Below are 14,472 nucleotides of genomic sequence, written 5' to 3'. Positions count from 1 at the left end.
CGAGTTTAATAAGTACAAGAATAGGACACGCTTTGACTTCGTCTCCGGAAAAAGCAGATAACAACAAGAATGCAGCACAGCCAAGTTCTCCACAGAACGAAGCGAAATCAAATAAGCCTGCATCGAACCGACCTGCTAAACAATTAAATGCTGAACAAGCAAATGCCAAGAAAGCTGAACAGTCAGCGACAAAGACAAAATCATCTCAGAATAGCCCAGTATCTCTTCGTAAAGCGCTCCACGAATGTATGATGCGTGATCGCTTCCGTTTGAGTAAGCGAATTACTGGCGCGAGTAAAATCAAGAACGAACAATCTAAGCACGCTGTCTTCGATGAGATTGCGTTAGATATTGCCAAGTCAATGATGACGGCAACTCAGCGTGCTGCGCAGAAACCAACCATCGAATACCCAGAGATTCTCCCAGTAAGCCAAAAGCGCGATGATATTGCGAAAGCCATTGCTGAAAACCAAGTGGTTATCGTGGCGGGTGAAACGGGTTCGGGAAAAACTACTCAGTTACCCAAGATCTGTTCTGAGCTTGGCCGAGGTCGTTTTGGCCTAATTGGTCATACTCAGCCTCGTCGTCTTGCGGCGCGTTCGGTTGCAAACCGTATTGCGGAAGAGATGGAAACGCAGTTGGGTGAATTCGTTGGTTACAAGGTTCGATTCAACGACCAAATTTCTGAAAACACCCAAATCAAATTGATGACCGACGGTATTCTACTGGCGGAAATTCAACACGACCGTTTCTTAAGCCAGTACGACACCATCATTATCGATGAAGCGCACGAACGTAGCCTGAACATCGACTTCATCATGGGTTACTTGAGAGAGCTTCTACCAAAGCGTCCTGACTTGAAAGTGATTATCACGTCGGCGACTATCGATCCTGAGCGTTTCTCGAAGCACTTTAACAACGCGCCGATCATTGAAGTGTCAGGCCGTACTTACCCAGTAGATACGCGTTACCGCCCACTAGGTGGTGATGACAGTGATTCAGACCGCGATCAAATCGAAGGTATCTTTGAAGCCGTTGATGAGCTGTGTGATGAAGGCCAAGGCGATATCTTGATCTTCATGAACGGTGAGCGTGAGATTCGTGATACCGCGGACTCTTTAAGTAAACGTAACTTGCGTGATACCGAAATTGTTCCGCTTTACGCACGCCTTTCTGCGGGTGAACAGAACCGTATCTTCCAGTCTCATACTGGTCGACGCATCGTTCTGGCGACCAACGTGGCAGAAACCTCGTTAACCGTTCCGGGTATTAAGTATGTCATCGACCCGGGTACGGCGCGTATCAGCCGTTACAGCTACCGCACTAAAGTACAGCGCCTACCGATTGAGCCAGTGTCTCAAGCGAGTGCTAACCAGCGTAAAGGTCGTTGTGGTCGTGTTGCGGAAGGTATCTGTATTCGCCTGTACTCTGAGGAAGATTTTGAATCACGCCCAGAGTTTACTGACCCTGAGATTCTTCGTACTAACCTAGCATCGGTTATCCTTCAGATGACAGCGTTAGGCCTAGGCGACATTCAAGCATTCCCATTTGTTGAAGCGCCAGATAAGCGCAACATTCAAGATGGTGTAAGGCTACTTGAAGAGTTGGGTGCGATTGCGACCGTTGAACCGTCAGCGAACAAAAACAAGAACCATGGCGACGATAAGAAGAAGCTAACGGCAATTGGTCGTAAGCTCGCTAAGCTGCCGATTGATCCACGTTTAGCGCGTATGGTGATTGAAGCGCCAAGCAACCGCTGTTTGCACGAAGTAATGGTGATTGCCTCTGCATTGTCGATTCAAGACCCGCGTGAGCGTCCATCAGACAAGCAACAATCATCTGACGATAAGCACAAGCGCTTCTTCGATAAAGAGTCGGATTTCATCACGTTTGTGAACCTTTGGGATTACGTTAAGCAGCAACAAAAAGAGCTGTCGAGTAACCAGTTCCGCAAACAGTGTAAGCAAGATTATTTAAACTATTTACGTATCCGTGAATGGCAAGATGTGTACTTCCAAATTCACCAAGCGATGCGTGAATTGGATACCAAGCTGAATACAGAACCGGGTAGCTACGATGGCATTCACATGTCTCTGCTATCAGGTTTGCTTTCACACATCGGTATGAAAGACCAAGAGAAGAATGAATATCAAGGTGCTCGTAACGCACGCTTCCATATCTTCCCTGCGTCTGGCTTATTTAAGAAACAGCCTAAGTGGATCATGTCTGCTGAGCTTGTGGAGACCTCAAAACTTTGGGGCCGTGTTATCGCCAAAATTCAGCCTGAATGGATTGAGCCATTAGCGAAACACTTGATTAAGCGTAGCTACAGCGAACCACATTGGTCGAAGAAGCAAGCGGCAGTAATGGCTCACGAAAAAGTGATGCTTTACGGAATCCCAATCATCCCGAAACGTTTAGTGAACTATGGTGCGATTGACGCAACCGTCAGCCGTGAGCTGTTTGTACGTAGCGCACTTGTTGAAGGTGAGTGGGAAACTAAACATGCCTTCTTCAAACAAAACCGTAAGCTTCTACAAGAAGTGGAAGAGCTAGAACATAAATCGCGTCGTCGTGACATCTTGATCGACGATGATGAACTGTTCGATTTCTATGACCAGCGTGTGGGTGAAGAGGCAGTTTCAGGACGTCACTTCGACACATGGTGGAAGAAGACCAGCCAGAAAACACCGGAACTGCTTAACTTTGAAAAGTCGATGCTGTTCCGAGGCGATGCTAGCCACGTTACTGATTTGGATTACCCGAACTTCTGGCATCAAAATGGTATCAAGCTGAAGCTGAGCTACCAATTTGAGCCGGGCGACGACAACGATGGTGTAACGGTACACATTCCGCTGCCTATCTTGAACCAAATAGACCAGAACGGTTTTGATTGGCAGATCCCAGGCCTACGTCAGGAACTGGTGATTAGCCTAATTAAGTCGTTACCAAAAACGCTACGCCGTAACTTTGTGCCTGCGCCAAACTACGCTGATGCGTTCTTGGCTCGTGTTACGCCGCTTGAAGCTCCACTATTGGATTCCCTTGAGAAAGAGCTGCGCCGTATGACCGGTGTGGAAGTGGTACGTGATGACTGGAAGTTAGACCAGATTCCAGAGCACTTAAAGGTAACATTCCGTGCTGTGGATCATCGCAAGCGCAAACTGAAAGAGCAGAAAGACCTGCATGAGTTGAAAGAGAGCCTGAAAGACAAGGTTCAAGAAACACTTTCTAAAGTGGCAGACGATGACATCGAGCAGCAAAACCTGCATACGTGGAGCTTTGGTGAGTTACCAAAAGTCTACCAACAGAAACGTGGTGGCTATGATGTTAAAGCCTTCCCAGCACTGGTGGACACCAAAGACAGCGTAGAGATCAAATTGTTCGAAACAGAACAAGAGCAGATCACCGCAATGAAATCGGGTCAGCGTCGTTTAATTCTGTTGAACGTGCCATCGCCGATCAAATACTTGCACTCGAATTTACCGAACAAATCTAAGCTCGGTTTGTACTTCAACCCATACGGACAGGTGCTCGATCTTATCGATGACTGTATCGCTTGTGGTATTGATAAGCTGATTGAGCAGAAGGGCGGCATAGTTTGGGAGCCAGAACAGTTTGAAGCTCTAAAAGAACACGTACGTGCGGAGTTGGATGACACAGTTGTTGAGATTGCTCAACAGGTTGAAACCATCTTAACCACGGCATTCGCCATCAGTAAGAAGCTGAAAGGGCGTGTCGATCTTTCAATGGCATTTGCGCTTTCAGACATTAAAGCTCAAATAGAAGGTTTGATTTTTAAGGGGTTTGCCACAGAATGCGGCTGGAAACGCTTGCCGGATATTCTACGCTATATGAAAGCGATAGAGCGCCGAATGGAAAAACTGCCGATTGACCCGAATAAAGATCGCCTTCATATGATCAAAGTGGACTCTGTAATGAATGATTACAAAGAGCTGCTGAATAAAATTCCAAAAGGGATCGCGGTTCCAGAAAATGTAAAAGAGGTGCGTTGGATGATAGAAGAGCTTCGTGTAAGCTTCTTCGCACAGCAACTCGGTACACCTTACCCAGTATCAGATAAGCGTGTTAAAAACGCGATTGATGCTTGCTAAACGAATAAAGCTAGACGCAATGGCAAGGTTTGGGTATAAATCTTGCTTGTTGCATTACTAATTGAATAGTTATTACATACAGGGCGACTTGGTGGCAATTCATTACCACGCAAGGCCTGCCAACAGGACGAAAAAGGTCGAATATGAAAAAAACGTTATTGGCTCTAGCACTGCTAGGTGCATCTTCAACAGCGATGGCTGATTCTTGGTTGTACGGCGGCGCAATGGGTGGTCAAAACTCATTAGGTAATCAAGAAGAGACAGCGATGGGTATCCACGTGGGTACGGGCATCCTTCCATTTATTGGTGTTGAAGCGGGTTACTGGGATCTAGGTTCTTTCGACAGTGTTAAATACGGCAACCAAACACTGACTAAACTAGACGCAAGCACAACTTACCTAGCAATCAAACCAAGCATCGACTTTGGTCCTCTTCACGTATACGCGAAGGGTGGTCTTCACTCTTACGAGCTTAAAGCGAACGGCTTCAAGCAAGACGAAGTTGATATCATGTACGGTGTAGGCGCAGAATACTTCATCTTTGGCCCACTATCTGTAGGCGCTAGCTACCAAAACTTCAACATGAAAGATGACGACTCAGGCGTTTTCTCTCTAAACGCAACTATCCACCTACTGTAATTAATCAGTAAGGCGATCGTAAATAGCGGTCGGATAATTGTTTGATGGGTTTATAATACCAATCGTAGTAAATAACTGTTCATCCTAGCTAGTTAAAACGCTCGATAACTTCGTTAGAAATTTTGATTGTAGAATAACTACTTATCAAAAATTGCTGCCTTGTTCTCAAGCCTTTTTCCGGCGCTATTTATGATCATTTACTTACTGTGATTGGTATAAAAACTCATAAAAAATGCCAGCTTGATAGCTGGCATTTTTGTATCTATTGACCGGGTAATCTTGACGGTATTTTCTGACCGTAGACCGTAGACCGTAGACCGTAGAAGGCTACTTTTTACTGTTTAGAATTTTCTGAATTCTTGGGTTAATCGCTTTGCCGTGTTGGCTTTCGTACTCTTCACGTTTTAAATCGTTCAGGTTCTTTACGGAGTTAGCAGCAAGAAGGAACTGCGGTAATTCAGTTTCTAGCATGCCTTTCTCATCTAAACGTTTTGCTTCCAAATAGTACTTCTTAAACAGGCCATCAAGCTTGTTTTCAGCGGTGCGTTTCAAGTCGTACAGCTTGTTTTGGATAAGCCACTTTTCAATGTTGTTAACAGCTGTGCGTGACAACACGCGAATGCGGCTATCAAGCAGCTCTTCTTCTGTTAATGAATCCTTTAGAATCCAAAGCTCACCCATTTGCGGCGGCCAACTGTTGCCAAGTTGAATACGTTCATGACAGTGCATTAGCACGCGGTTAAGGCCGTCTGAGTCAACAGAGTGGGCAAACTCAAGAAACTTTCCGCTTGGCTCACTACCGTATTGGTATTCCCACTGAGTTTCGTACACGCTCAAGAAAGAACCGAAAACATGGATACACCAATCGGTCAGCTCCAACTCTGCGGGATCTTGGTCAACAACAGGCACTTGTTGAGACGAACCCGTGCTAGCAGCATTGGGTGTCGCTACTTCAGTGCTCTGTGCTTCAATAACCTCAGGTACTACAGAGCCTGTAGAGTCAGGAACAACAGGTGAAGCTGGCTCAGAAGGTTGGCTTTTTGCCTTTTTGAATGAGCTGCTGCCTGAAGCGTTCAGATGGGCTAAGCTTTTGTCGATACCCATTTCCTTGAGCTTGTCCTGCATTTCCTGAATATTGAGAGGTCTTCTGCTGTTGTTGTCTTTCATTTTGCTTCTCGTTAACTAGCCAGTACTGCAGCTTGGATTCAATCCGAGATAGTGGCATTAATTCATTGGCTTTGGCTTTATACCAGAGGACAAATTTCTTCCATACTAAACTATGGTCACCGGTCAAACCGGAGAATTTAAACGCACGTTCTGCCCATGATGGTATCTCTTCTTCGTTGAGATCATGAGTAGATACGGTGTTGCTGTTCATTGAGCCTCGGCCTTGTGGGCGAGGGGCATGCTGCATGTGTTGCATCGGTGCCGGAGCAGGCTGAAACTTGGGTGCAGGTGCAGGTGCAGGTGCAGGTGCCGTAGAGTAGACAGGAATACTGTTGGTCGGTTGAACCTCAACGTGCGCCGTAGCTTGCTCTTGCTCAATGAGCATTTTGAAAACGTGAATCTCTTTTTGATCTCGATAATCTACTTTTATCTTATCGAGAAAACCTTGGTCGACTAAACACTTAAGGCAGTCGGCTAAACCAAACGTAGAGAGAGCACAAAGTTGACCTGCTGTTTGTAAGCACACATTGGTGTAGCCGAATTCGTCAGCACCGTCTGCAAGCATCAATAAAACAAGCTTTTCTGCTGGGCTAGAAGTATTCACTTGCCAAGCTAAATAAGAATATTTGGCGCTCAATATCGTGTTCTCAAAAAAGGTAAGTCGTTGTCACTATTGTAAGTCACCCCTTACCTAATTTATAGCAACTTAGTAGAAAACGGCATTAGTAAGCCAAATATTAACCATAAGGAGAGGTCTGCACCAAAAAGTGAACCTGAACTCACTCATTCTCGTGGTTTACGTACCCCTCCATTCGGCTCGAATAGCTGACTGTCCTAAACCATCATGCTCTATTTAGATGAAGACAGCGTAATGGGCTTGTATTGGTTTCGCCAAACTAAGGCGCTTCTTCCTGTGTTGGTTAGTGATGCCGCGTTGGTTAGTGATGCTGTGTCGGTTATTGATCTTATGTTGGTTACTGATGCTATGCCAGTTAATGACGGCAGGCTGGTGAGTAACGCGATGTGATTATTGATGGTTTTCACATCTATTCATAACGTGAATTTAATTTTATGAAACACCTTGATATGATCAATATTTGCGCTATTATGACGATAAGTCATAAATGACGAAGCGTCACAAAATGGTTAACTACATGAATTTACTATTCGTGTTAATATATTGGATAGGAGCGTTTTAAATACTGGCGAAGCTTAGATGATAGCTAAGCTCAAATACGGACTGAGAAATTATGTTTGGCTTTGGTTGTAAAGGCGATAAACAAGGTATCTTTGGTTGCAAAGGCGTGTTGTCTAAAAAGCAGCAGTCTATAGCAGACCGAGAAGTAGAATTGATGTTGTTAGCAAAAGATCTGGTTCGAGAACAAGGGTTCGGAAACCTCACGATGGATAGGCTAACGGCAGCAAGTTCTTATTCTAAAGGTACGATATACAATCACTTTTGCAGCAAAGAAGACGTGGTTTTAGCCTTGTGTATTCACTCTTTAAAGACCGAGGCATTAATGTTTGCTCGCTCTGGAGAGTTTGAAGGCAACACACGTGAAAAGATTGTCGCACTGCACGTTGCTTACCGAATCTATGTTCGCATGGAACCGGTACTATCAACCTGTGCGATCATGGCGAAAAGCCCGTGGGTACTAGAGAAAGCGTCTAGTGCACGTGTAACCGAGATGAATGAACTGGAAGAGTTGGTGATTGAACAAGCCGATTCAATGGTAAACCGAGCAGTAGAAGCCGGTGACCTTAAGTTCTCTTCTGGTGTGGGTTCAGATGCCATCGTGTTTGCTAACTGGTCAATCGCATTTGGTTCAAATGCCTTGTCTCAGAACGCATCAAACAGTCATTGTATCAAGCGGTTACAAGACCCGTATTCAGTATTACATAACGCGAACATGCTACTAGACGGCCTAAATTGGCAGCCCCTTTCTAGCGATTGGGATTACCGCAAAACCTGGCGCCGTGTAGAACAAGAACTGTTCAGTGAAGAAGTCGCTTACCTAGAGTCAGTAGGTCGATAATCTTCCATTAAGCCCACTCGTGTGGGTTTATTAATAACCATTAGTGACGATTCGTCATAAACTTAAGTTTGCCTAGTGTGGTTTTGGTTTTCTTGAGTGTATGACTAAGAATTGTGTCTTTTGTCAGCTCCGGCTGGCTTTTTAAGACACAACTATGACGAATCGTCACAAATGGAGACTGTGATGGAACATGACAGCCAGAAGCCCAACTTAGCTAATAGCTCTGATTTAATGAGTAACCCTGATTCAACTAGTCACCTCGATCTAGCTAATAACCCCGATTTAGAGAGTCAATCGTCCAACTCAGGTCAACAGGCTCATAATCTAGATAACAGTTGGCACTCAATACCGACCAAGCGTTCGTTTATCGTTTTGCTGGTGGTTTTTTCAATCATCATGCTCTCTGCTCTAGGGGCCAAGAACCTCTACTTTAGAGGGGACTACAACATCTTCTTCGAAGGCACCAACAAACAGTTGATGGCGTTCGACGAAATCCAAACTACCTTTGCGAAAACCGACAACCTCGCGATTGTCGTCGCGCCTGAAGGCGGCAATGTCTTCACCCCAGAAACCCTCACCTTAATTCAAAACCTCACGGTCGATGCGTGGCAGATCCCGTACTCAAGCCGTGTTGATTCGCTGGCCAATTATCAGCATACCGAAGCCGTTGAAGATGACCTCTTAGTGGAAGACCTTCTTTACGAAGAATACGAGCACACACCAGAGCGAATCGCCAAAGTAAAACAGATCGCGCTCAACGAACCACTGCTTAAGAATGCATTGGTGTCGGCCTCTGGCGATGTGACCATTGTTAACGTCACCGTGCAATTGCCTGAAGTGGACAAAACCGCCGAAGTGCAAGAAGTGATCGCGGCCATCAATACTATGATCGCCAAGTACCAAGCCGATTACCCGAGCGTCGAATTCCATAAAGCGGGCATCATTGCCATGAACAACGCGTTTATGATGTCGGCTCAAGAAGACAGCTCAACACTCGTGCCGTTAATGCTGTTGGTGGTATTGGTGTTCCTGACCTTTATGTTGCGCTCGTTCTTTAGCGTGGTGGCTACCTTAGTTGTGATTATCTCTTCGATTGTTGCGACCATGGGTTTGTCTGGCTGGGCAGGGATGTTCCTCAGCACCGCAACGGTCAACGTTCCAACCTTAGTACTAACCCTTGCCGTTGCTGATTGTGTTCACGTGATTGTGACCATGAGACAAGCCATGCAGCGCGGGATGGAGAAAGCACAAGCCATTCAATACAGCATCAAGCTTAATGCGATGCCGATCTTAATTACTTCTGTCACCACCGCGATTGGTTTCTTGATGATGAACATGTCGGATTCTCCAGTATTGCGAGACTTCGGTAACTTGTCGGCATTGGGCGTGCTCATCGCATGTTTCCTCTCTGTGACTATGCTGCCTGCGCTGTTAAAACTATTGCCAGTGAAGACTCTACCAGCCAGCTTATCTACGCAAGGAAAAGGGGCAGCAGAAAGCAAAGTCACTTTCATGGATAAGCTGGGTGATTTTGTCGTAGCGAACCGTAATGCTCTGCTGCCTATTTCTACCTTAGTGATTGTTGGCGCAGCCGCGTTAATTCCATTGAATAAAGTGAACGATGAATCGGTGAAGTATTTCGATACCTCAAGCGAATTTAGACAAGCAGCTGACTTCATGGAAGAGACAGTAAGCGGCATGACGACCATCAGTATTGCGGTGAAAACCAACGAGTCTCAAGCGATTGCTGACCCTGTGTTCTTGCAAGCGATTGGCGACTTTACTGAATGGCTACGCGTTCAACCAGAAACCGACCATGTCGCCACGCTTTCCGATGTTTACATGCGTTTGAATAAGAACATGCATGGCGATGACGATAGCTATTATCAACTGCCGCTTAACCGTGAACTTGCCGCGCAATACCTGCTGCTTTACGAAATGTCTTTGCCGTATGGCTTGGACTTGAACAACCAGATCAACGTCGATAAGTCATCGATCAAAATGGTACTCACGGTCGACAACCTAGGCAGTGTGGAATTGGTAGAACTCGAAGAGCGCATTTACTCATGGTTTGCAGCTAATGCACCTCAGTATGAAGTGGTCGCGTCGAGCCCATCACTGATGTTTGCTCACATTGGCGAAACCAACATGGCGAGCATGTTATCAACTTTGCCTATCACCTTAGTGCTTATCTCTGGCTTGATGATCTTTGCATTGCGCTCAGTTCGCTTAGGCATGATTAGCCTAGTACCAAACATTGCCCCGGCGATTATTGGCTTTGGTTTGTGGGCGTTGATCTCTGGTGAAATCAACTTGGGTTTGTCAGTCGTGGTCACGCTCACACTGGGTATCGTTGTTGATGATGCAGTGCACTTCTTGAGTAAATACCAACGCGCCAGAATGGAAGGGAAATCAGCAGAAGAAGCCGTTCGTTACGCCTTCCACACTGTTGGCCGCGCACTGTGGATCACCACGGTTGTGCTTGTGGCTGGTTTCTCTGTACTGGCGATGTCGAGCTTTAGACTCAATTCCGACATGGGCTTACTCAGTGCGATTGTGATTTTCATTGCGCTAGTAGTCGACTTCATCTTGCTACCGAGCTTACTGATGATCTTCGACAAACAGACGCACTATGCAGATAAACCTCAGCACGAATCAGAGCTATCTAAAGCCGAGCTATCTAAAACAGAGTTATCTAAAACAGAGTTATCTAAAACAGAGCTATCTAAAACAGAGCTATCTAAAACAGCGCAAGCTAACCCAGCTGGCGAACTGACTACGTCGTCCAAATAAGGAATCGTCAGCCTGCTGCGGTGGGCTGACTCAAGGAGAAATTTATGAAAAGCGCTAAACAATCATTCGTTACCACATTACTTTCCGTCAGCTCATTAACCGTCGGCACGTTAACAGTAGGCACATTCGCAGCTTTCCCTACGTTAGCCGACCCCGCGAAAGGCCTAGAGATTGCCGAACAACGTAAAGCCGTTGATATGGGGTGGGGCGATTCTGTCGCGACCATGGAAATGCTACTTCGCAACAAACAGGGCGAAAGCAGCACCCGCCTAATGCGATTGAAGTCGTTAGAAGTGGATGACGATGGTGATAAAGGGCTGACGATTTTTGATGAGCCGCGTGACGTAAAAGGCACGGCTTTCTTAAACCATTCACACATCACTAAATCGGATGACCAGTGGTTGTATCTGCCTGCATTGAAACGTGTAAAACGGATCTCTTCACGCAACAAATCGGGCCCGTTTATGGGCAGTGAATTTGCTTACGAAGACTTAAGCTCGTTTGAGCTAGAAAAGTACACCTTCAACTACATTGAAGACGCCAAAATTGAAGGTGTTGATACCTTTGTTTTAGAGCAAGTACCGACCGATAAAAACTCTGGCTACACCATGCAGAAAGTATGGCTAGACCAACAATATTACCGCCCCGTTCAAGTGGAGTTTTACGACCGTAAAGGCGCATTGTTGAAAACCCTGTCATTCCAAGACTACAAACAATACCTAAACCAATACTGGCGCGCGCACACTATGTCGATGCAAAACCACCAAACAGGCAAAAGTACGGTATTAACCACGACAGATTTAGCGTTCCAGACCGGTCTTAAGGACAAGGACTTTCAAAAAAACACACTTAAACGTGCAAAGTAAGGCAAGAATATGAAAAGGATTGTGTTAACAGGAACGCAGTTATCTTTAACCTTGGCGGCGACAGTTGGGCTAATGCAAGTGTCGTTGCCATGTGTGGCGGGTGGTTTTAGCTCCGAGTTCGTAGAACAGATTAGTCCGGAACTCGCAGGGCAGATTAACCTTGAACACAGGCAGTTCTTTAGTGACGGTTTGCAAGGGCAAGATAAAGGACAAAGCTCACTGGTGTTGCAACCAGAGTTTTATTGGGAACAACAAGAGGGCAACGGCAGCTTTACCTTCACGCCGTTTTACCGCCTAGACAGCGAAGACGATGAGCGTACCCATGGAGATGTTCGTGAAGCTCTGTATCTCAATTATTGGGACGATTACGAACTGCGAGCCGGTGTCGGCAAGGTGTTTTGGGGCGTAACTGAATCGGCGCACTTGGTCGATGTGGTAAACCAAACCGATGCCATTGAATCGGTCGATGGTGAATCGAAATTGGGTCAGCCAATGGTCCACTTCACCTCGATCAAAGACTGGGGAACTATCGATGCCATGTTACTGCCGTATTTTCGTGAGCGTACCTTCGCAGGGGAAGACGGTCGCTTAAGGCCGACAGTGCCTGTATCGGACGATGCGCTTTACGAATCTTCGAGAGAAGAAAAGCACGTCGATGTGGCACTGCGTTATAGCCAAATGTGCGGTGATTGGGATGTCGGTTTAAGCTACTTAGGCGGCACAAATCGCGACCCTTATTATCGTGTAGAAGGCAATGAACTCAAGCCGTATTACGCGCAAATGCAGCACTTCGGACTCGATGTGCAAGGCATTATTGGTGACTGGTTATGGAAGCTTGAAAGCATTTATCGCGACAGCTACGACAACCACACTGGCGTCGCGACAGGTTTTGAATACACATGGGTTGGGGCGCTTGAATCGTATTGGGACATTGGCTTCATTGCTGAATACCTGTATGACAGCCGAGGTAACAACGCCCAAACCATCGGCCAAAACGATGTGTTCCTTGGTGCGCGTTTCGCCTTGAACGATGAAGACGGCACCGAAGTACTTACGGGCATCACTCAAGACTTAGATAACAGCGATGTCTACAGTGCAAAGCTGGAAGCATCAAGCCGCATCAATAACAACCTCAAGTGGCGATTGAACGCTTGGTTGTTTGAGAACGAAACCCCAGAAGACTTGTTGTTCTTCGCGCGTAAGGACGACTTTGTTGAGATGGCGTTGGAATATTACTTTTAGTCTTTACAAAAAGGGATTATTTCCAACAAGTTAGCGTTTCCAAAAAGTTGGCATCTCCAAAAAGTTAATATTAGCTTCATGAGGCGTTCTTCTTAAGGGGAGCGTCTCATATTTAAGATGAGCCATATTTAGAATGTTTAACGTCGTCTTTTTATAAAGTGGATCAAACAATCAAATAGCCCCACAGGTAAGATGGTTATATTTTTCGAACCTCTATAACCTCCGCATATGAATGTAAATTGTGCTGGTGGTATCGGCCCTAAGGGATTTATGAATTCATTTAATTGGGATAAAAACTTTGAAACAGGCATTGGTGTCGTAGACGAACAACATCAATACCTTGTTGGTTTTATCAATCATTACGGAAACCTGTTGTCAGAGAATACGATCTCTATAGACGACATGAGCGTCGCTTTACTCGACCTCACACGCTATGCCGAATTTCACTTTAAAGAAGAAGAATCTTTGATGAGAGATTGCGGGCTCTATGACTTACACATTGAAGAGCACATCAAGGTGCATCGTGTGTTTATGCAAGATATCTACAGCATGCAAGCTTTCATCTTGGAAGAAGATCAGGCGTCAGCACGTCAGCTACTGGACTTCCTGATTCATTGGCTTGCTTATCACATCCTCGGCATCGACCAAAACATGGCGCGACAAGTGGCCGCGATAGAACAGGGCGCAACACCCCTAGAAGCCTTTGAGGCAGAAGAAAAGCAGCAAGACTCGTCAACCATCCCTTTATTGGCCGCGCTTAAAGGCTTATTTGAGCAGGTCTCTGAACGCAACAAACAGTTGTTACGCTTCAACCAGTTACTCGAAGACAAAGTTGAGGAACGTACGGCAGAGTTAAAACAAGCGAATAAGAAACTTGAAGAACTGTCCTTAACAGACTCACTCACTAATTTGCCTAACCGCCGCTGCGCTTTTAAACAGTTAGCCGTGCATTGGCAAGACTCCAAAGAACTTGGCGTGCCTTTGGTGTGCATTATGATTGATGCCGACCACTTCAAGCGCATTAATGACACCAGTGGCCATGATGCAGGTGATTTGGTGCTAAAAACCCTCTCGCGCGAACTGAAAAACACATTCCGCAACGATGATATTGTGTGCCGATTAGGGGGCGATGAATTCTTGGTGATTTGCCCTGATACCGATCTTAAAGGGGGTATGCACATCGCAGAAACGACTCGACAGAAAGTGTCTGAATTAGAGGTCGAAACCGGCAACCAAGCTTGGATTGGCAGCATTAGTGTCGGTGTGGCTGAAATGACCCAAGAATTCGAAACCATGAATGAATTGATTAAAGCGGCTGATGAGTCCGTTTATTTAGCGAAAAACGCGGGGAAGAACAGCGTTTGTTCGATTCAGATTTAGATCTCGGTTTACTTAAGATTTAGAACCATAGCTCTCGTCAGTTTTAGCGCTCAGTTCACTTTAAATCTAAAACCTAGCTCGCTTTATTTTTTGAGCGCGATTCGCCTCCAAATTAAGGAGTGGTACCAGTAATTGTTCCACTTCTTCCTACTCCTCATTAATATCCTGTTAAATTTGCCGTGTTTTTAGTCAATAACTTGTTCTTTTAACGATTCAATTTGGCATTGGTAGCGTG

The 14,472-nt window shown here is 45.7% G+C and carries 10 protein-coding genes; 8 read left to right on the top strand and 2 right to left on the bottom strand.

The genetic code is table 11. The features are described 5' to 3' along the window. The first annotated feature begins 32 nt into the window (after nt 1–32). Together hrpA and ACED53_RS14730 are read left to right on the top strand one after the other, a co-directional pair. Nucleotides 33–4,115: an ATP-dependent RNA helicase HrpA gene (gene hrpA, locus ACED53_RS14735; RefSeq protein WP_102579976.1), complete on the top strand. Its 4,083-nt coding sequence runs from the start codon at nt 33–35 to the stop codon at nt 4,113–4,115. Between the two features lie 143 nt (nt 4,116–4,258). Continuing rightward, entirely contained in the window at nt 4,259–4,753 is a 495-nt protein-coding gene (locus ACED53_RS14730) for an outer membrane beta-barrel protein (protein ID WP_009847008.1), read from the top strand. A 327-nt stretch (nt 4,754–5,080) separates the two neighbouring features. Here the strand turns inward: ACED53_RS14730 and ACED53_RS14725 are convergent, their stop codons facing one another. Together ACED53_RS14725 and ACED53_RS14720 are read right to left on the bottom strand one after the other, a co-directional pair. After that, a complete protein-coding gene (locus tag ACED53_RS14725; RefSeq protein WP_009847007.1) occupies nt 5,081–5,857 on the bottom strand; it encodes a hypothetical protein in 777 nt (258 codons plus the stop codon). After that, nucleotides 5,778–6,557, bottom strand: coding sequence for a hypothetical protein (locus ACED53_RS14720; RefSeq protein WP_102579977.1), 780 nt, complete (start codon nt 6,555–6,557; stop codon nt 5,778–5,780). Before ACED53_RS14720 ends, ACED53_RS14725 begins: the two co-directional genes overlap by 80 nt. Before the next feature lie 207 nt (nt 6,558–6,764). Between ACED53_RS14720 and ACED53_RS14715 the strand changes: the two genes are divergently transcribed. The 6 genes from ACED53_RS14715 (at nt 6,765) to ACED53_RS14690 (ending at nt 14,237) form a co-directional block, all read left to right on the top strand. Next, the gene (locus tag ACED53_RS14715; RefSeq protein ID WP_069591697.1) at nt 6,765–6,947 is read left to right on the top strand and encodes a hypothetical protein; all 183 of its coding nucleotides are present in this window, start codon (nt 6,765–6,767) and stop codon (nt 6,945–6,947) included. A 223-nt stretch (nt 6,948–7,170) separates the two neighbouring features. Continuing rightward, nucleotides 7,171–7,956: a TetR/AcrR family transcriptional regulator gene (locus tag ACED53_RS14710; protein ID WP_017099755.1), complete on the top strand. Its 786-nt coding sequence runs from the start codon at nt 7,171–7,173 to the stop codon at nt 7,954–7,956. Nucleotides 7,957–8,076: 120 nt separating this feature from the next. Further along, nucleotides 8,077–10,749 carry an MMPL family transporter gene (locus tag ACED53_RS14705; RefSeq protein ID WP_029225341.1) on the top strand — a complete coding sequence of 891 codons (2,673 nt, stop codon included), beginning with the start codon at nt 8,077–8,079 and terminating at the stop codon, nt 10,747–10,749. Nucleotides 10,750–10,793: 44 nt separating this feature from the next. Beyond that, nucleotides 10,794–11,615 (top strand): outer membrane lipoprotein-sorting protein, encoded by an 822-nt coding sequence (locus tag ACED53_RS14700; protein WP_017099753.1) that lies wholly within the window; start codon nt 10,794–10,796, stop codon nt 11,613–11,615. Between the two features lie 9 nt (nt 11,616–11,624). Next, nucleotides 11,625–12,857, top strand: coding sequence for a hypothetical protein (locus tag ACED53_RS14695; RefSeq protein WP_017099752.1), 1,233 nt, complete (start codon nt 11,625–11,627; stop codon nt 12,855–12,857). A gap of 270 nt (nt 12,858–13,127) precedes the next feature. Then, entirely contained in the window at nt 13,128–14,237 is a 1,110-nt protein-coding gene (locus ACED53_RS14690) for a GGDEF domain-containing protein (RefSeq protein WP_029225340.1), read from the top strand. Nucleotides 14,238–14,472: the final 235 nt, after the last annotated feature.

It is taken from the genome of Vibrio sp. 1F169, from assembly GCF_041439605.1.
GTDB lineage: Bacteria > Pseudomonadota > Gammaproteobacteria > Enterobacterales > Vibrionaceae > Vibrio > Vibrio tasmaniensis_A.
The sequence above is the reverse complement of the archived record's forward strand: the minus strand, read 5'-3'. Positions and strand labels throughout refer to the sequence as shown.